Origin of the sequence: Spongiimicrobium sp. 3-5 (assembly GCF_046557915.1) — a bacterium.
In the GTDB taxonomy this organism is placed as follows: domain Bacteria; phylum Bacteroidota; class Bacteroidia; order Flavobacteriales; family Flavobacteriaceae; genus JBHEBG01.
On sequence record NZ_JBHEBG010000001.1, the window covers coordinates 1405905 to 1432039 of the forward strand.

Consider the following 26135-nt stretch of genomic DNA (forward strand, 5'->3'; position numbering starts at 1 on the left):
TAAAAAATTGAGTTGATTTATTCTTGTTTGATAGTTACCGATTCTATGTTCAAGTAGTTCGCAATTTTTTCTAAGCTTTCAGCATGATGACCTATACCTAAGGCAAAATGATGTGTAGGCCCCTCTTTCATCCAGCGATATAAAAAGGTTTTTACGTCTGGTTTAAACCTACCCCTGGTATTAGTGTTTCCCGTAGGAGGTATAGGACCCTTGATGGATTCTCCTTCTGCTATGATAAATTTGAATTTACCGTCAAATGTTGAATTGATTGACAACATTGTGATAGGCCCTTGCTTGATTTTAAATTCTACACCAGCCCCATGGCCTGGCTTTCCGTGGTATTTCTTCAAACTTCTCAGCACAGGTTTGCCATCGGCAATAGATATGTTGTGCGGGCCATCATGACCGACCAATACAAAATCTTCTAGAAAATCTACAGGGTGAAACTCTGCAAAGCTTCCGCCAATACCCAGACGATCCATGATCAGCATTGCGATGAGAGTTTTCATATCCGATTCGCCACACATAGGAAACCCATTAGAGGTAAGGATCGAATTACCCACAATAAGATTGCTCATTAACTTTCTGAGTTCGCTATCCACTGGTCCATCATAATAATAAGCCAACCCATCTAGCTGTTTTTCCTTTACAAATCGGTCTAAAGCCACGCTGACCTTTGCCGCTACCTGTAAATCAGTATCATTAAGTTTTAGCGATATGGGGTCGGATACTGGATCAGGAGTATCAAAGAAATCCAAGATCACTTTTTCTTTGGCTTTAACCTCTTCCTCTGTGACCAAGTCATACCAAAACATAATCTCATTGGCTTCGCATTCAACCACATGACTGCCAAAAGTCGAGGTTAACATGGTGGCATCAGTATGCATATCCAACATGGCGTTCAACGGGTGCCCCAAATGACCTAATTGGGCATTCTTAAGATCATGCAATACTTTGGCTATACGACAATATTCATCTATCAATACTTCTGCTTCAGGATCATCATGAAGCGTCCCAATAATCATGTCGGGAACTTTTTTTCCCATTCTCACCGCCACACCAGCAAATTCAGGAACTGCACAAATATCATCGTTCACCAATTGCATATAGGTAGAAGCTTGGGAATAATCCAGAGCTTTTCTTGGCTGTAAGGCCACCATTACGATGGGAATGGATAGTGTTTTTACAATTATCCCAAAAGTTCCGGAAGTTGCATATGTAAGCATGTTGCAGAAAATAAGGTCCAAATTGGCAGCTTGTATTTCCTTTATCTTTTCATATGCCTTTTTTGGATTGTCGATCATTCCAAAGTCAACTATAATTGCTTCTTTGTCCGAAAACTTCTCTAGAAAAGTTTCATGCTTTTGCATCAGTTCGTCCAATAATCCGTCAAATTGGTTCCAGTACATATCATACCCTACGCCAAAAACACCAATTCGCTGGGGCTCATTTTTAACATTTAATGTCATCTATTAATTTTTTTAATAACGCGTAAATTATAATTCTTAACGCACTAAGATTGATTAGCAAAAAAAATTTAAATCTCGGGAATACTCCGTAAAAGCGAGATTTTTGGCATTAGTATTAAGAATAACAAAAATGAAACTCCATACATAAGCCCAGAATATACCCACATGGGGTCATACGAATAATTCGCTATGATTTTACCCATTAATGGATTTACCAATACAGCGGACAATGCCCCGGCAGTGCCTGAAAAGCCCACTACGGTTGAAGTTATGTTCTTTCCAAAAGTGTCGCTAATAGCAGTTATATAGTTAGTGATCCAAAGACCATGGGCAAAGAATACAACCACCATGATGCCAATAACCCACTCCTCTGAAGGAACATATTTAACAAATAACGCAGGTAAAGTCAAAAATGCGGCGATGCCCATTACCAGTTTTCTAGCCCAATTTAGGCTCCCTGTTCTTTTTAAAATCCTGTCCGAAAAATAACCTCCCAGTATATTTGAAAAACCCAATGCCAAAAATGGGATCCAAAATAGTTCACCAATTTTTACGATATCTACGCCCCTCGCATCGCTCAGGTATTTTGGTATCCAAAACATATAAAAGTAAAAAATGGGGTCTAAAAGAAAACGAACAAGGACAAACACCCACACTTCCTTAATTTTCAAAACTTTCATCAGTCCTTTCCCTGTTTCACTCCAAGTTTTTCTTTGAACATGGCGCTGAGGACTCTTTGTTATTCTTTGTTTCTTGGAAAGCAAAAGCCAAACAATAACCCATAAGATTCCAAAAATGCCCGTAATCAAGAATACACCACGCCAACCAGTTATCCCCATTAAATAAACACATAGCGGGGGCGCCACCACGGCCCCCAGGGCAGAACCACCAATGGCAATACCATTGGCCAATGCCTGCTTTTTCTTTGGTACCCATTCCACCACTGCCCTAATTGCCCCAGGAAATGCCCCTCCTTCTCCTAGTCCTAGAAAAAATCGAAAAACTCCAAAGTAAAATACACTATTGGCAATACTGTGCAAAGAAGTGGCCAAGGACCAAATACCTACCGAAAAAGCCAGCCCCCATCTACTGCCAAAACGATCTATTAAAATACCCCCCACCGTGAACATAATAGCATAACTGATCAAAAATCCCGTATTTATAAAACCATAGTCCGTATCTGAAATGGGGAAATCTTCCTTAATTTTAATGATTGAAACAGATAGTATTTGGCGGTCCAAGAAACTTAATGCAGTTGCCAAGAACACCATAAAAACAATAATCCATGGAAGATATCTGTGATACTTTTTCATCTTAACGCACTAAGTTAATTTAAAACAAATATAACTTAATTTTGTCAACATGCAAATTTATGCGCTATATTAGTGTTAAAGTCGCAATTTCATAATTATGAAGAGGGATATTCCAAAATATAAAGTAATTAGTGAAGAAATAATTCAGAAAATAGAATCGGGTGAATTTCAACCAGGTGATAAAGTCCCGTCTGAAAATGAATTGATTGAAATGTACTGCGTTAGCAACACTACCGCAAGGAAGAGCCTTTTGGAGGTTGAGTTACAAGGTTGGGCTAAGAGAATAAAAGGAAAGGGTACGTTTGTTTTAAACCGTTCTGAGGATAGACATTTAACTCGAGTTCTTGGACCTTTCCATGCTGTTAAAGAAAGCTTCAATGACAATTTGATAAGGGAGGGGTTTACACCAAAAAATATTGTTTTGGAAAAAACCATTTTAGAGGATGGAATCTCATCAAACATTAACAATCATCATTATATTATAAAAGGTCCGGTATTAAAAATACACCGACTTAGATATGCTGACGAAGTTTTATTAAAAGATGAAACAAGATATATTTCACTTACACTTTGTCCGAAAATCAACATGTATGATTTGGATAATCGCTCCCTAATTTCAATGTATGAAAATATATACAATATAAAACTAAAAAACGTGGAGAGGACATTGGGTAATACCATTCTTACATCTTTTGATCCCAAAAATTATTTTGAGAATGAAATTCCAATGGCTGTGTTTGTTTTAGATGGCGCTATCTTTAGTGATGATGGCGAAATCGTAGAAATGGAGCAATCGTATTATAGGGGTGATAAATATAAATTCAGTATTATAGCGAAGCCGCAATTTTCTGGGGAGAAACACAAAAGTTAGTATTTTACCTCAAATATCAACAAAGTAAAAAGCCCAAAATTGCATTCTGCATTTCTACCCAATGGCCCCATTTTAAATTAAGTGCCGTTAAACAATCGAAGCAGTACAAAAAACAGGATAACGGCGCATCCAAAAAGGCGCAGATTGCATATAAGTAACCGAAAAGTTTGCTAACGGACCACACGAAAAAAAAGACATCATTTGTTTAGAGATCGGCTAATGGATTTAAATTGAATCTCTATCGATAAAATTAAACGGGTTTTTAACTTTCCCCTTTTCTTTATCCAAAATCATTCGTGCGGCGGTTTCGCCCATGACCTTGAAATCCGTTGAAATACAGGTAATACCCAACAATTCCTTTAATGGCGTATCATTATAGGATATCACGCCAATATCCTTTCCTAACTTAAATTCTTTGTCTCGTATTTGATTGACAAGATTCACTAAATCAGACTCTCCAATGGTTATAAAAAGATCGCCTTTTTTTAGAACCATATCATCATAAATCTCGGCCAAAATTTCAAAATCAAGCGAGTGGTTTACGCAAAACTTCCGAAATCCATGCAAGATTCTTTTTGGATACGGATAAACAGAATTTTCAGGATATGTCAGTATCAACTTCTCGTATTTTGAAATCTTTGCAAGGCCTTCTTGCAAGGCATTATATATATCATTTTCAAAATCTTGATAGATCTCTATTAACACCCCATCCACCTTGGGCATAGGATTATCCATGATAATTAATTTTTCCTTAGGTATTCTTTTTACAGCTTTTACAACTTCATCGGTAAAACTGACATGCATAAGTTTGTCCGTCTTAAAATGAGGCATAACAATGTAATAGTCATATGCTCCTTTATTTTTTTCTAAAAGGTTCAAGAACAAATCTTCATCGCAATGGTAGATATGAAGATCTGTATGTGAATTGCCACCAATACTATTGACAAAGGAATTATAAACCCTCATTTTATAAGAACTCAGTTTGTTGATCAAAAAAAGAATATTGACTTTTGAAATCAATTTTGTCCTGGTAATGTAATATCCCTTTCCTCTAATCGATGTAATTATCTGTCGTTTCTTTAGAATATTGTATGCTTTTTCAACCGTATCCCTAGAAAGTAAAAACTCTTCACTAAACATGTTTATTGATGGAATTTTATCGCCCATTTCAAGATTTCCTACTGAAATATTATGAATGATTGCGTCTACAATCTGCCTATATTTAGGTATTCTTGAGTTCTCATCGATTTTTATATGCTTGAACATTTCCATGACAACGTATCTTAAAATTCTTCTAAATTACTTGCTAATTAAACAAATAAAAAGAATTAAACGATCACTATTCCGAAACTACTTTGATTATTTCTTAATCTTGAATAAAACGGTACAGTACAGGACAGAAAGTTTTGTCGCGTAATTTATTTTTGCCACAAATACGATAACCATACTAATGAAAAATAGATCACTACAATTTAAATTTGTGGACTACCTCTGGGATGATACTACCGCAAAAACTATAGAGAATGATGAAGTTGCACTTTTTCTATATCGATCAAATATTTTAGGTGCCGATCTCCGGATTACGAATTATGGCGGAGGAAATACGAGTTGCAAAACCATTGAAAAAGACCCACTTACCAATCAAGAAATGGAGGTCATGTGGATTAAAGGTTCAGGGGGAGATATTGGCACTTTAACCAAGGCCGGAATTGCAGGTTTATATACCGAAAGGCTTCGAAACCTTAAAAATGTTTATGGTGGTCTGGCCGATGAAGATCGTATGGTGGGCCTCTTTAATCATTGTATTTATGATCTGGATAGTAAAGCACCTTCAATAGATACTCCCTTACACGGATTACTCCCGTTTAAACATATCGATCATTTACACCCGGATGCACTTATCGCGGTAGCGGCTGCGAAGGACAGCAAAAAAGTGACCAAGGAAATCTGGGGCGATACCATGGGTTGGGTACCTTGGCAAAGACCAGGTTTTGACTTGGGATTGCAATTGGAGAAATGCTTAAATGACAATCCTGGTATTCGAGGAATAGTTTTAGGCAGCCACGGGCTTTTTACGTGGGGAGATACATCATACGAATGTTATATGAACAGTCTTGAGGTCATAGAAATGGCTTCTGAGTTCATAGAAAATAAAATAAAGGAAAATGGTAGCGTATTCGGGGGGCAAAAAATAGAAAGTCTTCCCAAGGAGGAGCGTCTAGAAAAAGCTGCTCAACTTATGCCCATGCTACGAGGGTTATGTTCTTCGGAAAAAAGAATGATCGGTCATTTTACCGATAGCGATGTGGTACTGGAATATATAAACAGTAACGATTTGGAACGATTGGCGCCTATGGGCACATCGTGTCCCGATCACTTTTTAAGAACTAAGATTCAGCCCCTAGTACTTCAATTGGATACCAGGGAAGACCTTACAGATACAGAAGCAATCCTTAACAAATTGAAGCCCGCCTTCGAGGAATACAGAAAAGAGTATCAAGCATACTATGACCAGCATAAACGCGCAAATAGCCCCGCTGTAAGAGATGCCAATCCTGTAATTATTATTTATCCAGGTGTGGGCATGTTCAGTTTTGCAAAAAATAAGCAGACCACCCGTGTGGCCAATGAATTTTACGTCAACGCTATTAATGTTATGCGAGGTGCAGAGGCTATTACCGAATATACTTCACTACCAAGACAAGAGGCGTTCGATATCGAATACTGGTTGTTGGAAGAAGCAAAATTACAGCGCATGCCAAAGGAAAAACCCTTGTCTAGAAAAATAGCATTAGTTACAGGGGCAGGCGGAGGTATCGGTAAGGCTATTGCCGATAAATTGGCCGAGGAAGGCGCCAATGTCATATTGACCGATATTGCCGAAGATAGGCTCAAGGAAGGTTTGGAAACCTATACGAGAGATATGGCGAGTTATGCTATATGCGATGTAACAAAAAGTGGTTCCATTGCCGAAGCCTACAAAAAAGCCTGTTTAGAATTCGGTGGCGTCGATATCGTAGTGCACAGCGCCGGTTTGGCGATTTCAAAACCACTTGAAGAGACCACTGAAGAGGACTGGGATCTTCTCCAAAACGTATTGGTAAAAGGGCAATTTGAGCTTGCAAAACTGGCGGTCAGCATCATGCGTAAGCAAGGTTTGGGTGGCGACTTTATTAGTATTGCAAGTAAGAACGGATTGGTCTCAGGCCCCAATAACGTGGGGTATGGAACCTCTAAGGCCGCCCAGCAGCACATGGCCCGCTTATTGGCCGCAGAGTTAGGTGGTGATAAAATACGTGTGAATATTGTAAACCCTGATGGTGTCATTGTTGGAAGTAAAATTTGGGAAGGCGATTGGGCCGAAGGTCGTGCCAAAGCTTATGGAATTGAAGTTGATGAGCTTCCGGCATTTTATGCAAAACGTAATCTCTTGAATGAAATTATTTATCCTGAAGATATTGCCAATGGGGTCTTTGCCTGTGTGGGCATTTTAGATAAGACTACAGGAAATATCATCAATGTTGATGGTGGAATGCCCAACGCTTTTGTAAGGTAGGTTGTTTGAGTTAGTTTTTTTAACTTCCATGAGCTTCTTTGTTCATGGAAGTTTAGTTTACCATAAATAAATAGAACCTATATGAGATTAAACAAAAATCAGCTTGACAATATAAATAAAAAGGACATTTCGGAGCATAATAGGTGTTTCGATTTTTTAGCAAATACTATTTCACAAAATGGTCAAAACGTTAATACCCTTATTAAAAAACTTCAGGACTTTCAGGTAGCGATACCCAGTTGGGCCTTAGGTGCTGGAGGTACTCGATTTGGGCGTTTTAAATTTCAAGGTGAACCTTCAAATCTGGAGCAAAAAATAGAAGATATTGGAATATTGCATACCCTTACTCAAACCGCTGGTGCAATATCATTACACATACCTTGGGATGTTCCAAAAGACTATAACGCCATCAAAGATCTAGCAAACTCTTATGATATCGTCTTCGATGCGGTAAACTCCAACACTTTTCAAGACCAAAAAAAAGGCAAAGAGAGCTATAAGTTTGGTTCGTTGAGCAATACCAGCAAGGTTATTCGTGAGCAGGCCGTAGAACATAATATTGAAGTAATAAAAATCGGAGATAAACTAGGTTCTAAAAGTTTAACCGTTTGGCTAGCGGATGGAGCGAATTTTCCGGGGCAGAGTAATTTTCAGACTGCGTTGCAACATACACAGGATAGTTTGAAGGATATTTATAAAACACTTCCCGAAGATTGGAAACTGTTTATCGAGTACAAACCTTACGAACCCAATTTTTACAGCACAGTCATACAAGATTGGGGTACTTCCTTTATGCTTGCCAATGAATGTGGAGCGAAAGCCTATTCTTTGGTTGACCTAGGGCACCATCTACCAAACACCAACATCGAACAAATTGTTTCGATCCTAATGTTAAAAGGAAAATTGGGTGGTTTTCATTTCAATGATAGTAAGTATGGTGATGACGATTTAACAGTTGGGAGTGTAAAGCCTTATGCCTTGTTTCTTATTTTCAACGCCTTGGTCTATGGAATGGAAAACAATCCACAGAACCCTTACCCTGCATGGATGATTGATGCCAGTCATAATATCAAAGACCCCTTGGAGGACTTAATACAATCTCTGGAAGCAATACAAGAGGCCTATGCGAAAGCACTGTTGGTTGACCAAAAATTATTGACTGAGGCACAACAAAATCATGATGTCGTAAAATGTCAAGAGATTATTCAAGATGCCTATCGCACGGATGTTAGGCCACTTCTCGAAAAAGCAAGATTAAATCGAGGTGGAGCGGTAAACCCCATTAAAACATATCGCTCTTTAAAAATTAGAGAAAATTTAATTAAGGAAAGAGGGGCAGATTCGGTAGCATCCGGACTATAATTGCATAGCAATGAAAACCAAGGTAATCGCTGTATTTGATATTGGCAGGACGAACAAAAAATTTTTCCTTTTTGATTCGAACTTTCAAGAGGTGTATCGCGAATATATTCGTTTTGATGAAATTACAGATGAGGACGGGTATCCTACCGAAAACCTGGAAGCCCTGGAAAACTGGGTAAAGGAAGTTTTTGACAAAATGTTTAATTCCCCGGAATATGAGATAGTGTCTTTGAATTTTTCGTGCTACGGGGCAAGTTTGGTTCATATTGACGAAAATGGGAAAGTACTTACGCCTCTTTACAATTACATGAAGCCTTTAAAAGATGAGGTTTATGATACCTTCTATGATATATACGGACCTGAGAATGAACTTTCTAGAACAACAGGATCCCCCAAATTGGGCATGCTAAATACTGGCATGCATCTGTACTGGCTCAAATATGGCAGGCCAAATGTATTTAAAAAAATAAAGTATTCACTGCACCTTCCGCAATATCTCAGTTATCTATTCACTGGAATTCCGGTAAGTGAATTCACAAGCATTGGTTGCCACACTATCCTTTGGGATTATGGGAAAAAAGACTATCATGCATGGGTGTATCGAGAGGAAATTCATGAAAAATTGCCCCCTATTGCTTCTTCCAGAGAAACAATTCCCATAAATTATAAGGGTAAAATCATTAAAATCGGTTCCGGCATTCATGACAGTTCCTCTGCGTTATTCCCTTATATCCGAAGTATTACTAAACCATTTTTATTGGTCTCTACGGGTACTTGGAGTATCTCTATCAACCCTTTCAACAAAGAAATGCTTTCATTGAAGGATATGGAGAATGGCTCTCTTTTCAATATGCGAATAGATGGAAGCCCGGTAAGAGTTTCTACATTGTTTCTTGGAAACGAATATAAGCTTCAAGTAAAGGCTCTGTCCAAACACTTTAATGTTGGTAATGACTACCACAAAACGGTAAAATTTGATCAGGGTACCTTTTTTGAAATCAACAAAGCTTTCGTGCACATGTTCAAATGGTCAAGTATTGCTTCCGAAGATATGCCCGAAGAGACCACAATACCGTATGATAAATTCGAACATGCGTATCATCAGTTGCTATTGGAATTGGTTCTATTGCAAGAGAAAAGGATAAGGTCTGCCATTGGTAATACAAAAATCGAGCGGCTTTATGTTGATGGAGGGTTTAGTGATAATGAGGTCTATATTCAATTACTCTCTCAACACTTAAAGAACATGAAACTCAGTACCACAGATTCTTCATTAGGGTCGGCTTTGGGTGCCGCAATTGTCATTTCAGATGTTGCTTTAACACCCAAATTCTTAAAGAAAAACTACGCTTTAAAAAAACATAAATCTTTAATTCTTTAGTACACTCTTTTACATGGCCACGAAATTCAATTCCGCATATCCCTCCATGGACGATTTGAGAAACAAAGCCATGCGGCGTATACCTAAATTCGCTTTTGAATATTTAGATGGTGGGTGTAATGAAGACGTAAGTATTTCTCGAAATACCTCGGAGATACGAGAGGTGCAACTGCAGCCCAGGTATCTGAGGAATTACGGTGTTAGCTCCACGAAAACCTCCATTTTAGGCATCAAATACGATGCTCCTTTCGGTATCGCACCTGTTGGCCTTCAAGGTTTGATGTGGCCCAATTCTCCTGAGATTTTGGCAAAGGCGGCTTTTGCGCACAACATTCCATTTGTACTTAGCACGGTTACCACCATGGATATTGAGCGTGCTAGCGAATTGACCGAAGGCAATGCCTGGTTTCAATTATACAATCCTATGGAGGATGCGTTACGCGACGATATTATCAATCGCGCAGAGGTCACGGGGTGTCCCGTTCTGGTATTGCTATGTGATGTACCTACCTTTGGCTATAGACCTAGGGATATACGAAATGGCTTGGCATTGCCTCCTAAAATGTCCCTCACTAATATTTTACAAATCATAGGCAAACCAACTTGGGCCTTAAATACCTTAAAACATGGTCAACCCACTTTTGAAACCTTAAAACCTTACACACCTGAAGGGCTTAATTTAAAACAGTTAGGTCAGTTCATGGACAAGACTTTCTCAGGTCGCTTGAACGAAGAGCGCATAAAACCAATTCGTGATAAATGGAAAGGAAAATTAGTGCTTAAAGGAGTTGCATCTGAACAAGATACCCAAGATGCCATACGCATGGGTTTTGACGGTATTATCGTTTCCAACCATGGGGGCAGACAATTAGATGCCGCGCAGTCCACCATAAATTCCCTTTCGGAAATCACTGCTAAATATAGTGACCAAATAGAGATCATGATGGATAGTGGCCTTCGATCAGGACCAGATATTGCAAGAGCCATGGCAAGTGGTGCCAAGTTTACCTTTATGGGAAGGTCTTTTCTGTATGGTTGTGGAGCGCTAGGCAATCAAGGTGGAGACCACACCATATCGATGTTAAAAACACAGTTCAAACAGGTTATGGACCAATTGTGCTGCGAGCGTGTAGAAGATTTGCCAAAACATCTCATCACTAATTAAACCCAATTTAAAATGAGTCAATATAACATTGAGGAGGAAATCGCCGGCGGGGAGTTTGAAAGGGAGCCGGTTCCCCAATCTAAATTAAAAGGTTGGAAAAGCTTTTTAGGCATGTATGCTGGTGAGCATGCTGCAGGCACCGAATTTATGATAGGTCCCTTGTTCCTAACTGCAGGTGTAAGCGCCTTCGACCTGATTGTTGGTCTCTTATTGGGAAATCTTTTGGCTGTATTAAGTTGGCGGTTTCTGACGGCAAAAATCGCCGTTGAAAATCGATTGACGCTTTATTACCACTTGGAGAAAATATGTGGGAAAGAATTAGTGATAGGATACAATTTAGCTAACGGAATTTTATTCTGTTTCCTTGCTGGCGCTATGATAACGGTTTCGGCTACTGCAGTCGGGATTCCTTTTGATATGGAAATGCCAAAATTGACCGATACTATGCCGAATGGGGCCACTTGGGTCATTATTGTCATTATCATCGGGGCGGTAATTTCATTGATTGCATCCAAAGGATATGACACCGTATCCAAAGCGGCCAATTGGATGTCTCCCGTTATTGTACTCGCATTTGTTGCCTGTGGCATCGTTGCGTTAAACCAATTAGGGGTTAAAAGCTTTTCAGATTTCTGGAACATTTGGGGAGAAGGGTCCAAACCCTTTCCCGGACAAATGAAATATACTTTTTGGCATGTGGTCATTTGGTCATGGTTTGCCAACGCGGCTATGCATATCGGCATGTCTGACCTTTCTGTTTTCCGGTTTGCAAAAAAAGCAAGTTCCGGTTGGACTTCCGCTGCCGGAATGTACGTTGGCCATTACATGGCATGGATAGCAGCTGCCTTGTTGTATGCAGTCTACGTCAAATCGCCTGAGGCTCAAGCATTTTTATCTAGTGGGGAAGCTCCGCCAGTAGCACCTGGACCGTTAGCAAATAATGCAATAGGTCTCTTCGGAATTATCGCCGTGGTTTTGGCAGGATGGACAACAGCTAACCCAACCATCTACAGAGCGGGATTAGCGTTTCAGGCTGTCATGCCAAAGTTGTCTACCTTTTGGGTTACTATTCTGGCCGGAACCTTCGCAACGATTGCTGGTCTTTTTCCTGCATTCGCAATGAAGTTATTGGGATTTGTGGCTCTGTACGGATTTATTCTCGCCCCTTTTGGTGCAATCATCGTATTTGAGCATTTTTACCATAAACAAGCCGGAATAATTAAAAATTATGCTGAAGTAGCAAATATCAAATTTAATAAGTCGGTATTCTTCGCATGGGCCATAAGCTTTGGGTTGTTCTATTTTATATCGCTACAGTTTGATGTATTCCTTTCGTTTGTGACTTTACCGGCGTGGTTGCTTTGTGGGGTTCTGTTTTTGGTTTTTAGTAAGATGTGGCAAAAAAGCACAACGGTACTCTAACCAAGAGGTTAAGCTAATTTTATTCTTAAATAATATGTGCTTGGATAAAGAAATCAACTCGATATACCACTTAGAATTATAATTTAGGTCTTAAGCGAATTTATATTCAAAGCAATCCATTTATTGCTTTGGTGGAACCAAAAAGACAAAACGATCTATAGGCACCCTATTTTGAAAAAAATGCGTAACAATTTATGGCATATTTCAAACCACGCAATACTAGAAATTTAAATGTCTTTGTTCAGCCTTATAGTGTTCCAAAATTGCACGAACTTTGGGGATATCAGAAATGCAGCCTTCAAAGCAGTTCTAGCATATGTTTCTTGATATCGGGATCTTTATAGATTTTTTGGACCATATCGGTGTATAACATAGCAAATCGTTCATTTTTAGCAAGATTACCAAAAAGGGATTGCTGTCTAACAAACGCCAAGGGGTCCGTTTGGGTCTGCTTGGCCGCTCGGTGGAGCTCATCGTCCATGACATCTATGATTTCGATGGATTGCAGGTTTTTATCGACCCCTTTATCACTGTAATAACACCAAGTTGCTATCACTAAGGTCGCATATTGAATGCTTCCGTCCTGGGCCAAATTTTCCTCTAAAGTGGAAATCAAAAATTTGGGTAACTTGGCAGAACTCTCGGAACATATTCGGCTAACACTATCCTTTATGTTGGGGTTGGCAAAGCGCTCTTGCAAACTGTCTTTATATTGTTTTAAATTAATGCCCTTAATTTCGCCCAATATGGGTGTGGCTTCTTCATCCATAAAGGCTCTCAAGAAGGTAACAAAAGTTTGGTCTCCCATACAGGCATTCACGGTTTGATGCCCGTGAATAGCACCCAATATACCCAGCACAGAATGGCCTGCGTTCAGCAATCGGAGTTTCATTTTTTCATAAGGTTTCACGTCTGGTACGAATTGTACACCTACCTCTTCAAATTTGGGTCGTCCATTTGAAAATTTATCCTCTATAACCCATTGTACGAAAGGTTCACAGATTACAGGCCATTCATCTATTAATCCGAAGGTTTCCTCTAAGTAGTCAATATCTGCTTGGTTTGTAACTGGAGTTATCCTATCAACCATACTATTGGGAAAGCAAACTTCCTTTTCAACCCAATTGGCCAAAGCGGAATCTTGTCGCTTGGCAAATGACAGCAACATATTCCGCGTAACATCGCCATTGTGCTGAATGTTATCGCAAGACATAACGGTAAATGCTGCTAAACCTGCATCACGGCGCTTTTTTAGAGCAGCGGTTAAAAACCCGTATATGGTCCTTGGTTGGTCAGGATGTTTTAACTCGTGCCGGATGTCCGGATTTTCAAAGTCAAATTCTCCCGTTGATGAATTAAAATTGTAGCCACCTTCGGTAATGGTAAGGGAGACAATTTTGGTAGACGGGTGGGCCATGAGATCTATAGCGGCACTTGGATTATTCACCCCTAATAAGAAATCGTTAATCGAGCCGATGATCTGCGGTTCTATCTTTCCATCCGGGTGTTTTACAATAAGCGCATACAAACCGTCTTGCTTCTTTAGAACGTCATGTATTTTTTTGTCGCCCTCTCGTAACCCTATTCCGCGGATACCCCATTCCGAAGCCTCAAAATTTTCAAGAAGTTTATGAGTATAAAAAGCCTGGTGGGCACGATGAAATCCACCGACACCAATATGGACCATTCCTGCCGTTATTTCATCTCGATCGTAAACCGGACAGGAAATACGGTCAGAAATATGGACCAAATTCTTTTGGTTAAGTGCAACAATGTTTTCCATTATATTGCAGTAATTCTTTGTTTTCCACGTTTAAGTACCCAGTAGGCCGTAACGAAATACAGTAGGGTACAGATAAATGCATATCGATAAAATATTTCGCGGTTTTCCACATAAATTGTTTCATTTGAACTTCCGAACATGACGATAAAGGCAAGTACCAAGGTAATTAGTAATGTAATAATCGATATCGTTCTCAGTATCTTGGAGAAAAGGGAGTTATCTTTTATACGTCCTGGCTCCAATAGGGCTTTTTGTTCTTGATAAGCTGCGATGTTTTCATTGCGGATTTCCTCCAGCTTCTCTTCCTCCGGATATTGTTTCTTGGCACCATAACGCGCGGCCAAGAAGGTATATACAAGGATGGTAAAAATCCATGTGGGAATAAATAGGTAAAAGAAGGACATCACATTAAGTGCATTCAGCCCAAACCCAAATAACAGCCCCAACACCCATGAGGCTATGGCCGGGGTACTAAATGTCAATTGACGATAGGACGACCAATAGCGGGTATAACCTATTCGGGGAAAGATCTGATGTTCGGCAAATACGATCCCGCCGACGGGAACAACCAATAGGCCGGCATAGGTAAGCAGCGGAAGAATCTGCGAAAACACAAAGGGGAAACAAGCAATTGCAATGGTTACCAAACCGACGGTGAGCGTAGTTTTCTTCCTAGAGTGGTTGTAGAAGATGGCCTGCGCAGCCAAACCTGCCCTATAAAGGTTAGTGATGGCGGTGGTCCAGCCGGCCACGATAACGATGACAAATCCAGACCAACCTAAAGCATAATAGGCAACATCTCCGGGGTCAAGTTCTACTATGGATTTTCCTAAAATCACTGCTGCTCCGGCGCCCATGATACCTGCGGCGATCCAAGCGACATAATGACCAAACATCATTCCGGTACTTGTGGCCAAACCGTAAATTTTCTTTTTCGCGAAACGTAACAGTGCCATATCGATCAGGCCGAAATGTGTAATGGTATTTGCGGCCCAAGCAAAACCGATCACCTCGATCAATCCAATACCGGGCTCTCCGTTACTATCGATTCCGGTCCATATGGATTGATTCCCTAAGGCTATAAAATCGTTCCAACCGCTTGGTAAAGTCTTTTCCAAAACTGCTACAGACAAGGCGGGTAAAAGCACCATTGCCCCGCTGGCAAACATTACAAACAACCAGGGAGCGCAGATACCAGAAAATTCGGAAACTGCATTAAAACCGTATATTGCTATGGATACCACCACTATTCCCACTCCAAAAACAATCAAAATGAACCAAAAATTGGTCGGATACCAGTTCAGTTGGGCAGGGATATCAAATGCAAAACGAACCGCTGTAGCCGATACTGTAACCATAGCCGCGGAAATTACTGAAAAAATGATGACATTGGCCCAATTGTAGAGTTTGGTCATGGAATCGCCCGCAATCTTATTGAGATAGGTATATAAACTTAGTCGGGTATCCACCGCAATGGGAGAAGTAATGAGCGTCCAACTAAGAACTGCTAAAACATTCCCGATCAATAGTCCCAATAGAATATCCATTGTTTTTGCACCCAATGCTACAAACGTTGCCCCAATAACAAACTCGGTAGCGGCCACATGCTCAGCAGCATATAATCCCGCAAAATGAGTCCAATCATGTAATTTATGTTTGGAAATCGGTAGTTGCTCTTCGTCTAAGTTTTCAAACTGTTTATAATCTTTGGTTGTATTCATTTTCAGGTTGGTGCTAGAAATTGGATTCTTGCGAATGGTTTATTGGTGCGTTTCACTTGTTAGAATAAAAGATTCGGTTCGGTGCACTTATGTTTGGGAATACACTAAATGATTCTGGCTATATTTAAAAACAGTACAATGTAAGACTTTTTCAATATTATCCATAGTTGTATAATACGGCCAGTTAATGGAACCAAGGAAGAAAAAGAGAACGCCTCATAAAATGTTCGTTTTATAGGAACGACCTTGATAAAGTGGGCCTGCTCTTACCTTTTCTGATTTAGACCGATACAAAAGAGAGAGCATGTCAATAGTGAGATGGTTATGTATTGATATTATCAATTGTATAGAATATTGACAAAGTTTCGACTTCTATTAACTGTTTTTCAACCTCATCAATCTTAGAGTTACCTAATTTACCAAATTTGAAAATGCGTATAAAATCTGAGGAGATTCGATTTTCTTATATTAGAAAAATGCCATTCAATTGTTTTGATAATTATACGAGCTGTTGAGTTCATGTTTTTAGGAATCGACTTCAATTAGTTGACCGAGAGTTTAAAAGGCCTCCTTATAAGAGGTGAATATTGAGTATCTTTAAAAGAGTAAACCCATTTATGGTATCCGTTTTTCAAAAGATTGTTAATGGAGTACAAGCTAAAATAGATTGAGACCATGTCGAATTTATGTTGTTGTCTAAAGCGCATTTTCAAGCTTGGATACGGAAGGAAAAAAGTTGTGTCAGGACTTCACTTAACGATTTCCTTCATTTTTTTGTGCACTTTATCACAAGCACAAAACCTTAATTTTCAAAAGTATGGCGTAGGGGAAGGTTTAAGCAGTAATACGGTCTTTTCGACTATCGAGGATAAGGACGGTTTTATCTGGATATCAACCGAAGAAGGTGTGGATCGTTTTGATGGATTAAATTTCAGACACTACAATTTGCCAAGTTTATACGAATACCGAACGGTCAATGATGTTGAATACTACTTAAAAATAGATTCCAACAATGAGATTTGGTTGTTGACACTTGGAGGCCTTTTGTACCATTACAATCCAAGCAAAGATGAGTTCGTACTGTTCCTGATGCTCAAAGATCAATCAGACCAGGCCTTTCTCACCTTCCACATAGATCATAATAATCATTTATGGTTTGGTATGGAAGATGGCGTATTGGTATTGGATCCGGATAGCGTATTGTTCCATAGAATTCCAATAGTGAAACACACCACCTCATCTATAATACAAGATGATAAACTAAGGTATTACCTAGGAACCAACAACGGAGTAGTAGTGCTAGACAGTAATCAAAACTTTCTATATAATCTATTGGATGTCAGCTCATCGGAAGAGATAGGATTAAAAGATTCGGAAATAAGTTCTCTTTTTGTTGATGAAGAGAATGACCGACTTTGGATCGGGTCAAGAAAGTTGGGATTATGCGTCTTTAACCTTGTTAATTTTGATTTTATCAGGCCAAAAGGATTACAAAGTTTTAAAGGCCTTAAGATTAGTAGTTTTGAACGATTCTCAAAAGAGGAAGTAATTATTGGTGTTGATGGGGAAGGTCTACTTATTTGGAATCTAAATCAACAAAAAGTAATACAAAAAATAAGTGACCAAGACATTGGGCCAAGTGCTTTAAGCTCTAGATCTGTTCAACAGGTTTTTCGTAATAGTACTGGTGTGTTTTTTGTGTCGACATGGCGTGGTGGGTTAAATGTATATAGTCCAAGCAACTTAAATTTTTCATCTATTAAACACTTTCCCAACACAAAAAAATCGCTACGCAACGATGTTGTAATGATGCTGTTTGAAATATCTCCGGATGTTATTGGATTTGGGACAGATAAGGGCATTAGTGTATGGGACAAAAAAGAAGATAATTGGCAACACCTAGAAATTGAGCATAGTGGTGCAGAGCATATGTCCAATTCCAGGTCCATAGCTGTTGATCAAAGGAATAACTTATGGGCAACCTCTTATACCGATTCGTTAGTATTATTTCAAAGTACAAAAGGTGGTGATTATACCAGCACCAAGAATTTCCCCTTGGACTTAAGTTTAAATAGATTTAACAAGGTATTTGCAAGTAGTAACGATCTAATTTGGTTTAGTGATGATGACAAGAAACGGATTACTTGTTATTCGCTTATCACGCAAAAGGTTAGGCACTACCCCTTTGCTTTTGGTAATGTACAGACGATGTTGGATTTATCGACTGAACAACTTGCCCTTGGCACATCTTCCGGGCTTGTGGTTTTCAATACGGACAAAGGAATTGCGGAAGAATTGGATATTATTAACACTACTAGGTTGAAGACCACCATGATTTCAAGTATGGTGCTGGATATGAACAAACAATTATGGGTCGGTACTCGATATGAAGGCCTTTTTATCATCAATTTTTTCAAAAATACCGTGGTTAGGCTTACATCGGAAAATGGGCTACTGTCAAATCGAATTTTTGCACTCACCGTTGATAAAGGAAATGTTTGGGCCAGTACATCAAAAGGAATTTCAAGAGTTGATGGAAAAAACAACATTAGTAATTTCACCGAATCTGATGGATTGATCTCTGTTGATTTTAATTATAACGCTGCTTTTAAAGATACTGATGGCCAGTTGTATTTTGGGACAAACGACGGAGTGATTACCTTTAATCCGGATGAAATTCATCCTGTAACATCAGATAAATCCTTGGCTTTTAATGAATTCTACTTGAATCATAAACGTGTTTTGGATGGAGATAACTCACCGCTTGATAAATCTTTGAACGATACTGAGCTGATTGAGTTGAGACATAATCAAAATTCATTTTCCATTGGTTTCACCAGTATTGATTTTTTACATTCCGATCAAGGCAATTTTCAATGGAAACTTGAAAATTTTGATGAAGAATGGATATCCGATCAAAGCACATCCAGGGCAAGTTACACCAATTTGAATCCGGGGTCATATACATTCAAACTAAGAATGGTAGGAAACAAGGAGGATATGATGGGTAAGGAAAAGCAAGTTGAATTGATCATACATCCTCCATTCTGGAAAACAGCTTGGGCCTATTTGATTTATTTTGTAATTGTAATATTGCTACTGACACTGATAATCTATTCCAACGGTTTGAGAATTAAGTCGGAACACTCCAAAGAAAAGCTGCATTATCTGGTCAACATTGCCCATGAGATTAAAACTCCACTTATGTTGATCAAGGCACCATTAACCGATCTGCGGAACAATAACAAAATGGATGCCTCTTTACAACAAGGTATTGATATAGCGCTAAAAAATGCGGAAAAGGTACATCAACAAATGATGCAGTTTTTAGACTTTAGACATTTCGGGTTGCGAAAAAAGACTCAAGTTCTTTATCCAATAGATTTAGTTCGATTCATACAGGACAAAGTGTTTGCCTTTAAAATCTTAGCGGACAAAAAGAACATTGATATTTCTTTAGATTCTGATACTACCCACTTTATGATCAATGCCGATGAGAAGATTTTCGATAAAATAATCGGCAACCTACTGTCCAATGCTATTAAATATACCCTGCATAATGGGAAAGTATCGGTGAAGCTTGCCACTAAGAAAAAATGCAAAATCTCGATAAAAGATTCTGGAATTGGCATCGTACATTCCCAAAAGCGAAAGATATTTCAACTTTTTTACAGGGCCCCCAACGCAAAAAAATCTGGAAGTTTAGGCACAGGTGTAGGATTGGTCCTTGCAAGCGATCTGGCTAAATTAGTGGGTGGAAAAGTGTTCCTTGAAGAATCTTCCCCTAAAGGCTCTACTTTTTCATTTACTTTTCCTTATGAACATCCTATTATTCTGGGACATTCGGACAAAGGCACTGAAACTGTTGAAGGGTTACAGGAAAATGAACATCAAGTTACTGCTAATCCAAAAGTACTTTTGGTAGATGATAATGAGGATTTACTGAATTTTAGCAAAAGTAAATTGAGTGCCAGATTTAGGGTAGATACAGCTTCCAATGGATACACCGCGCTTGAAGTCATAAAGAAAAACAGACCCGATATAGTAGTTTGCGATATTGTTATGCCTAAAATGAACGGACTTCAGTTATGCATGAGCTTGAAGAAAAATATTGAAACATGTCATATCCCTGTTATTCTATTGACAGGTCTAGAGGCCAAGGAAAATGTCTTACAAGGCCTAGAAAGCGGTGCAGATGACTATATAGTTAAGCCTTACGATTTCGAATTGCTTTTTAGCAAAATGGAAGGTTTGTTGCAGAACAGATTGGTATTAAAAAATAAGTTTTTGATTCATGAAGAAGAAAAAATCGAGTTTTCAAACGAACTTGATGATAATTTCATGAAAGAACTCACTCAATTTGTTGAAGAAAACATCAGTGATGTGACATTTTCCATAAAAGATATGTGCGAGGCCATGGGTATGAGCAGGACGTCCTTTTATCATAAACTGAAATCATTGATAGACATCTCTCCCAATGAGTTTATAAGAACTATACGGTTGAAAAAAGGCAGATCCATGCTGTTGACCAACAATTACAATGTGAGTGAGGTAGCTTATAATGTAGGTTTTTCGGACGCAAAATATTTTGGAACCTTGTTTAAAAAATACTTCGGGAAGAGCCCCTCGGTCTTTCTCTCTGAAAAAAGAAACGAAACAATTCAAGTTTCTGATCAAGACTTTTAAGTCGATGTAGCCTTTTTTATATTTCTAATCCGAATATGGTCCAAGTTCCTTGGCTTTCCGCCATGGACTCCGCTACAACTGATGTACTTATTTACCGGTACTTCAAGCGGTTTAACCATTATATCGTTTGAATTTCACTGTTTTGCACATATAAAATCAAGACCTAAAAATAAAAAAGGCCAAGGATGTTTTACCTAAATGCATATTGATAGTATTTCTACCACATAAAACTATTTGCCGACCCCATCCATTTAGTGCACACATATCTTCACCACTTGAAAACTGTACATCCTTGATTTATTGGATCTACCTATCCTTTATTGATTTCAGAAATGGGCAGTTTATTATGTACAAACTAACTAAATACTATTGATTATGAGTCTAAAAATTAATTGTCATTGGTTAAAACCTAAAAGGAATGTAAGTTGCTTTAAAATTAGGTTTTTCTCAATATTGATTTGCCTTGGAGTCCATTGGACCATGGCAAGTGCTGAAACAAAATTCGAAGTAAACAAAATCGTACAGTCTACAGTGACAGGTACTATTACCGATGCTTCAGGTGCTCCGTTACCTGGTGTAAACATCTTGGTGAAAGGAACCACAAATGGAACCCAGACGGATTTTGATGGTAATTACAGCATTGTGGCCGCTGAAAATGCCGTGTTAGTGTTTAGCTATATTGGCTTTTCTACACAGGAAATTCCTGTCAATGGACAATCGGTCATCAATGCTGCTCTTGAGGAAGATGCGAGCCAGTTGGATGAGGTTGTAGTAACAGGTTATACCACACAATCCAAAACAACGGTAACTGGCGCCATGTCCCAAGTTGATGTAGAAGAAGCCTTGGCGGTACCGATTCAAAATGCAGGACAAGCATTACAAGGAAGGGCATCCGGGGTTACCGTAGTAGGTGGAGGGCAACCTGGTAGTACGCCCTTGATAAGGATCAGGGGCTTAGGGACCACCAACAATAATGGCCCCTTGATAATCATTGATGGGGTACAGACAACCGATGGTAGTATTTTAAGTCAGATAAACCCTAATGATATTCAAGCTATAAACATTCTAAAAGATGGTTCGGCGGCTATCTATGGAGCAAGAGCTTCCAACGGTGTGGTCATTGTTACAACAAAGTCAGGGACAAGAGATGAAAAACCGAAATTAAGTTTTAATTCATATATAGGTTTTCAACAATTGGCAAAATCCCAAGACGTTCTCAACGCCCAACAATTGGGTGAGGTACTGTTCGAAAGTTTCATCAATGATGGTGTTGCCCCCACACATCCTCAATATGGTAGTGGCGCAACGCCTGTAATTCCAGAATTTATAAGGGGAAGCGATGCTCAGCCTTATGATGAGATTAACAACAAAATTACTAGGTCAGCTGATACGGATTGGTTAGATGAAATATTTCAAACCGCACTTATCCAAAATTACGATGTATCGATTCGTGGAGGTAACCAAAAAAGCAGGTATTTGATGTCAGTAGGATACCAGAATGTGGAAGGCATACAGATTCACACCGGTTTTGAACGTTTGACTACAAGGTTAAATGCAGAATTTGATATTACAGATAATATTAGAGTTGGAGAGCATCTTAATATAGGCTTTACTGATCAGTTAGAACAAAATCAATTCGGTAACGCATTACGCATGCCTCCACTGGTCCCCGTGTTTGATGAAGGAGGAAACTTTGGTGGCGGAGGTCCATCTACAGCTGCCGGGCTCAGTAATGTGAGTAATCCAGTAGCAGAATTAACTAGAGGTAGAGACAACTTTGACCGTAGATTCCGAATTTTTGGTGATGTATATACCGAGATTACAATTCTTGATGACTTTAAATTCAAATCTACCTATGGTTTTACCATTAATGATCGTTTGGATAACGATATTTCAAGAGCCAACCCAGAAGCACCAGAACCTAAAACCAATGCCTTGACTGAATTAAACAGTAGGGCAACTTCTTGGGTATGGAGCAATACACTGAGATGGGACAAAATAATTGGAAATCATAATTTTCAGATTTTAGGAGGTATAGAAGCTGTGAGCGATGAATTTAGGGTTAACGAAACACGGGTTCAGAATTTTCTTTTAGAAGATACTGATTTCTTTGTCCTAGGAGCTGGTACAGGTACCCCATCAATTATTGATAGTCGTCTTGAAAACAGTACGTTGTTTTCATATTTATTCAATCTAAATTACTCGTTTAAAGATCGTTATTTAGCATCTTTTTCATTAAGACGTGATAAGACATCTAGGTTTTCTGATGGAAACAACACAGGAGTTTTTCCTTCTATTAGTCTAGGATGGGCCATTAGCGACGAGAACTTCTTTAGAGAGGATGGTCTTCTTTCCTTTCTTAAATTAAGGGCCTCTTACGGCGAACTGGGAAATCAAGACGTTCCAGTACCCAACCCTAATGTTAATATCCTTGAAGCACAACAAGAAATAGGGTTTTATCCAATAAATGGCGGTTCCGTAGCAACAGGGGCCGTGCTATCTGCTTTAGGAACTCCAGATTTGCAATGGGAAACATCTCAACAGTTGAATGTTGGTGTAGATGTTAGATTCTTTGATAATGCCCTCGGTTTTTCCTTGGATTATTTTAATAACACCACTCGGGACATGATTATTCAAAGCCCTTTGCCTTCAACAGCTATTGACGCTTCGGCACCTTTCATAAATGGAGGGGAAGTAAATAACAAGGGAGTGGATATTACACTTAATTATACGAACGCCAATCAAGAATCTGTTCTTAAATGGGATGTTGGTATAAACTTTTCAGCCTATAAAAATGAGCTAGTAAAGGTAAACGGTGACAATCCAAATGCGTTTATTAATGGAAGTACGTTCCGATCAGGAGTAATTACAAGAAGTTCTAATGGCTTGCCTATATCGCATTTCTTTGGACGTGATGTTGTGGGGATTTTTCAAAATGCAGCCGAAGTATCAGCTGCGCCCGATCAGGGTTTTGCAACGCCAGAAGACGGTGTTGGAAGATTCCGCTATAGGGATGTGGATAACAACGGAACCATTAATGATGATGACCGTGCAGTTCTTGGAGATCCACACCCTGATTTTACCTATGGCATAAATGCGAATTTATCATACAAAAAATTCTTCCTTACGCTTTTCCTTCAAGGTGTTCAAGGTAACGAAGTTTATAATTTCTCTAAAATTGAAAGTGATTTTCCAACCTTCTTAAATAGTAACCGTAGCACACGTGTAGTAGATTCATGGAGACCAGATAATCCCAACGCTATTTTACCTGCCTTAAGCACCAGTATTAAAAACAACGAGTCACAGCCAAATTCATATTTTGTGGAAGATGGATCATACTTACGTTTGAGAAACCTTCAGATCGGGTATGATTTTGAAGCTTCATTCTTGGGGCTGTCCAGTGCAAGGTTGTATATACAGGGAACAAATTTGTTTACGATTACAAATTATTTAGGAGCAGATCCTGAAATTGGTAATACAGTAGGAGATGAACCAAATTCACCTTCTGCAGACCTTACTATAGGCGTGGATAACGGAAACTTCCCACAACCAAGATCATACATTTTAGGTCTTAACGTTACTTTCTAATGATTACAATTATTAATACATAATACTATGAAAAAATTATTGATACTATTATTGGCAGGACTTGTAGTGTATGCCTGCTCAGACGATTTTACCGAGATTGCCCCTAAGGGTAGTCTTAATTCAGAGGCTTTAGCCAATGAACAAGGGGTAGATTTGCTTTTAATTGGCACATATTCTATGCTTGACGGATTTAGGTTTGGTCTTAACAATGACTTTTTATCCAGTGGGGACAATTGGTGGTTCGACGTTGTTTCCGACGATGCACATAAAGGAGCTACCAATGGCGATCAGAACGAACTTTATCTTTTAGAGCATTATGATTGGGCAACCAACAACCCTTATATTAGGGATGAATGGATTGCTCCTTTTGCTGGTGTAAACCGTGCCAATGCGGTAATAGAACAGGCGGCGGCCATAGAAGATGCAGATTTGACCAGACAAGTTGCAGAAGCAAGATTTCTTCGGGCACATTTTAATTTTGAATTACAGCGTACCTTTAGAAATATTCCTTTTCTTACCGAAGAAGATCTAAGTGACCCCAATAAACCAAATCCAGGCCCTATTTGGGATAAAATCGAAGAAGATTTTCAAGCAGCTATAGCAGAATTACCTCTTATAAAAAGTGATGTTGGTAGAGCAGATCAATGGGTCGCAAAGGCATACTTGGGTAAGGTACTTTTATACCAAGGTAAATTTACCGAAGCAGCTACAGTTTTACAGGATGTAATCAATAATGGGCCTTACGCGTTAAATCCCGAATTCGTGGATAATTTTACAGTTGCTGGTGAAAATGGTCCAGAAGCTGTCTTTAGTATTCAATTTTTAAATGATGGAGGTGATTCTTTTAATGGAAACCGGGGAGGAGCATTAAATCATCCTGGTGGTGGACCATTAGGTACTTGCTGTGGCTTTTATCAACCCTCGCAGGATCTGGTGAATTCCTACCAGACAGATGGCAATGGACTACCATTGCTAGATACTTGGAACCAAACCGATGTTACTAACGACCAAGGAATTGAGTCCGATGAGCCGTTTACTGTTCACAGTGGTCCGTTAGATCCAAGATTAGATTATACCGTTGGTCGCCGTGATATTGATTTTAATGGTTTTGGACGGAATCCAGGATTTACTTGGGTCCGTGTCCAAGCCGCCGGGGGGCCATACCTTGCCGCTAAAAACACGTATCGCGCTCAAGAACCCGATGCGCGTTCTACAGGAGGTGCCTGGGGTCAGGATCGCTCTGGTATCAATTACAATATTATCAGATATGCAGACGTATTATTAATGGCAGCAGAAGCTTTGGTGGAGATCAATGATCTTGATACCGCCCTAGATTACGTAAACCGTATTAGGAACCGCGCCAAAAATTCTACTCAGGTACCCACTGTTGATGGTGTGCCCCCCACCAATTACCAAGTGGAACCTTATCTCAGTTTTCCGGATCAAGACTTCGCAAAAAAAGCGGTACGTTTTGAGCGTAGATTGGAGTTGGCTATGGAAGGACATCGTTATTTTGATTTGGTACGATGGGGTGTTTTAGAGCAGACTATAAACACATATTTCCCCAATGAAGAACGAACGATTCCTGGAATTGACCTGGGAATCCCTGCTCAACCCAGACACAACGTTTTTCCCATTCCGCTTGAGGCAATTGACTTAAGTAATGGTGTATTAACGCAAAATCCAGAGTGGCAATAGACAAAACTACAGGATAAATCATTAATTTTTTAACCAAAGGGTAAGCCAAAAAAAGGATTACCCTTTGGTTCCTATGACCACCTGTAATGTCAGAACTATTACCTTTAACAGGTTCAGCTT

At 39.2% G+C, this 26135-nt stretch carries 14 protein-coding genes; 9 read left to right on the forward strand and 5 right to left on the reverse strand.

The features are described 5' to 3' along the window. Positions 1 to 17: 17 nt before the first annotated feature. Together ACEQ81_RS06120 and ACEQ81_RS06125 are read right to left on the reverse strand one after the other, a co-directional pair. Positions 18 to 1469: a hypothetical protein gene (locus ACEQ81_RS06120; RefSeq protein ID WP_411029966.1), complete on the reverse strand. Its 1452-nt coding sequence runs from the start codon at positions 1467 to 1469 to the stop codon at positions 18 to 20. Between the two features lie 68 nt (positions 1470 to 1537). Beyond that, positions 1538 to 2782: an MFS transporter gene (locus ACEQ81_RS06125; RefSeq protein ID WP_411029967.1), complete on the reverse strand. Its 1245-nt coding sequence runs from the start codon at positions 2780 to 2782 to the stop codon at positions 1538 to 1540. Between the two features lie 97 nt (positions 2783 to 2879). Here ACEQ81_RS06125 and ACEQ81_RS06130 point away from each other — a divergent pair, with 97 nt between their 5' ends. After that, positions 2880 to 3653: a GntR family transcriptional regulator gene (locus tag ACEQ81_RS06130; protein ID WP_411029968.1), complete on the forward strand. Its 774-nt coding sequence runs from the start codon at positions 2880 to 2882 to the stop codon at positions 3651 to 3653. 225 nt (positions 3654 to 3878) lie between these two features. Here ACEQ81_RS06130 and ACEQ81_RS06135 read toward each other — a convergent pair whose 3' ends face one another. Beyond that, positions 3879 to 4919, reverse strand: coding sequence for a GntR family transcriptional regulator (locus ACEQ81_RS06135; protein WP_411029969.1), 1041 nt, complete (start codon positions 4917 to 4919; stop codon positions 3879 to 3881). A 184-nt stretch (positions 4920 to 5103) separates the two neighbouring features. Here ACEQ81_RS06135 and ACEQ81_RS06140 point away from each other — a divergent pair, with 184 nt between their 5' ends. From ACEQ81_RS06140 to ACEQ81_RS06160, 5 genes are all read left to right on the forward strand, one after another. After that, a complete protein-coding gene (locus ACEQ81_RS06140) occupies positions 5104 to 7209 on the forward strand; it encodes a bifunctional aldolase/short-chain dehydrogenase (protein WP_411029970.1) in 2106 nt (701 codons plus the stop codon). Between the two features lie 81 nt (positions 7210 to 7290). Next, on the forward strand, positions 7291 to 8571 hold the full coding sequence (locus ACEQ81_RS06145) for a sugar isomerase (protein WP_411029971.1): 1281 nt from the start codon (positions 7291 to 7293) through the stop codon (positions 8569 to 8571). Between the two features lie 10 nt (positions 8572 to 8581). Further along, positions 8582 to 9952 (forward strand): FGGY-family carbohydrate kinase, encoded by a 1371-nt coding sequence (locus ACEQ81_RS06150; RefSeq protein WP_411029972.1) that lies wholly within the window; start codon positions 8582 to 8584, stop codon positions 9950 to 9952. A 13-nt stretch (positions 9953 to 9965) separates the two neighbouring features. Beyond that, positions 9966 to 11117 (forward strand): alpha-hydroxy-acid oxidizing protein, encoded by a 1152-nt coding sequence (locus tag ACEQ81_RS06155; protein WP_411029973.1) that lies wholly within the window; start codon positions 9966 to 9968, stop codon positions 11115 to 11117. A 12-nt stretch (positions 11118 to 11129) separates the two neighbouring features. Beyond that, the gene (locus ACEQ81_RS06160) at positions 11130 to 12539 is read left to right on the forward strand and encodes a hypothetical protein (RefSeq protein WP_411029974.1); all 1410 of its coding nucleotides are present in this window, start codon (positions 11130 to 11132) and stop codon (positions 12537 to 12539) included. A gap of 298 nt (positions 12540 to 12837) precedes the next feature. Here ACEQ81_RS06160 and ACEQ81_RS06165 read toward each other — a convergent pair whose 3' ends face one another. Continuing rightward, positions 12838 to 14322 carry a mannitol dehydrogenase family protein gene (locus ACEQ81_RS06165; protein WP_411029975.1) on the reverse strand — a complete coding sequence of 495 codons (1485 nt, stop codon included), beginning with the start codon at positions 14320 to 14322 and terminating at the stop codon, positions 12838 to 12840. Continuing rightward, positions 14322 to 16043: a purine-cytosine permease family protein gene (locus tag ACEQ81_RS06170; protein ID WP_411029976.1), complete on the reverse strand. Its 1722-nt coding sequence runs from the start codon at positions 16041 to 16043 to the stop codon at positions 14322 to 14324. Before ACEQ81_RS06170 ends, ACEQ81_RS06165 begins: the two co-directional genes overlap by 1 nt. Before the next feature lie 738 nt (positions 16044 to 16781). Between ACEQ81_RS06170 and ACEQ81_RS06175 the strand changes: the two genes are divergently transcribed. The 3 genes from ACEQ81_RS06175 to ACEQ81_RS06185 all read left to right on the forward strand — a co-directional run bounded on the left by ACEQ81_RS06175 (position 16782) and on the right by ACEQ81_RS06185 (position 26015). Then, positions 16782 to 20729: a response regulator gene (locus ACEQ81_RS06175; RefSeq protein WP_411029977.1), complete on the forward strand. Its 3948-nt coding sequence runs from the start codon at positions 16782 to 16784 to the stop codon at positions 20727 to 20729. Between the two features lie 375 nt (positions 20730 to 21104). Then, the gene (locus ACEQ81_RS06180; RefSeq protein ID WP_411029978.1) at positions 21105 to 24317 is read left to right on the forward strand and encodes a SusC/RagA family TonB-linked outer membrane protein; all 3213 of its coding nucleotides are present in this window, start codon (positions 21105 to 21107) and stop codon (positions 24315 to 24317) included. A 27-nt stretch (positions 24318 to 24344) separates the two neighbouring features. Continuing rightward, positions 24345 to 26015, forward strand: coding sequence for a RagB/SusD family nutrient uptake outer membrane protein (locus tag ACEQ81_RS06185; protein WP_411029979.1), 1671 nt, complete (start codon positions 24345 to 24347; stop codon positions 26013 to 26015). Positions 26016 to 26135: the final 120 nt, after the last annotated feature.

What these genes read in the sequence shown, in the direction of transcription:
- ACEQ81_RS06185 (WP_411029979.1), top strand. Translation starts at nt 24,345, where the DNA reads ATGAAAAAATTATTGATACTATTATTGGCAGGACTTGTAGTGTATGCC.
- ACEQ81_RS06120 (WP_411029966.1), bottom strand. Translation starts at nt 1,469, where the DNA reads ATGACATTAAATGTTAAAAATGAGCCCCAGCGAATTGGTGTTTTTGGC.
- ACEQ81_RS06125 (WP_411029967.1), bottom strand. Translation starts at nt 2,782, where the DNA reads ATGAAAAAGTATCACAGATATCTTCCATGGATTATTGTTTTTATGGTG.
- ACEQ81_RS06135 (WP_411029969.1), bottom strand. Translation starts at nt 4,919, where the DNA reads ATGTTCAAGCATATAAAAATCGATGAGAACTCAAGAATACCTAAATAT.
- ACEQ81_RS06160 (WP_411029974.1), top strand. Translation starts at nt 11,130, where the DNA reads ATGAGTCAATATAACATTGAGGAGGAAATCGCCGGCGGGGAGTTTGAA.
- ACEQ81_RS06155 (WP_411029973.1), top strand. Translation starts at nt 9,966, where the DNA reads ATGGCCACGAAATTCAATTCCGCATATCCCTCCATGGACGATTTGAGA.
- ACEQ81_RS06145 (WP_411029971.1), top strand. Translation starts at nt 7,291, where the DNA reads ATGAGATTAAACAAAAATCAGCTTGACAATATAAATAAAAAGGACATT.
- ACEQ81_RS06130 (WP_411029968.1), top strand. Translation starts at nt 2,880, where the DNA reads ATGAAGAGGGATATTCCAAAATATAAAGTAATTAGTGAAGAAATAATT.
- ACEQ81_RS06165 (WP_411029975.1), bottom strand. Translation starts at nt 14,322, where the DNA reads ATGGAAAACATTGTTGCACTTAACCAAAAGAATTTGGTCCATATTTCT.
- ACEQ81_RS06180 (WP_411029978.1), top strand. Translation starts at nt 21,105, where the DNA reads ATGAGTCTAAAAATTAATTGTCATTGGTTAAAACCTAAAAGGAATGTA.
- ACEQ81_RS06150 (WP_411029972.1), top strand. Translation starts at nt 8,582, where the DNA reads ATGAAAACCAAGGTAATCGCTGTATTTGATATTGGCAGGACGAACAAA.
- ACEQ81_RS06140 (WP_411029970.1), top strand. Translation starts at nt 5,104, where the DNA reads ATGAAAAATAGATCACTACAATTTAAATTTGTGGACTACCTCTGGGAT.
- ACEQ81_RS06170 (WP_411029976.1), bottom strand. Translation starts at nt 16,043, where the DNA reads ATGAATACAACCAAAGATTATAAACAGTTTGAAAACTTAGACGAAGAG.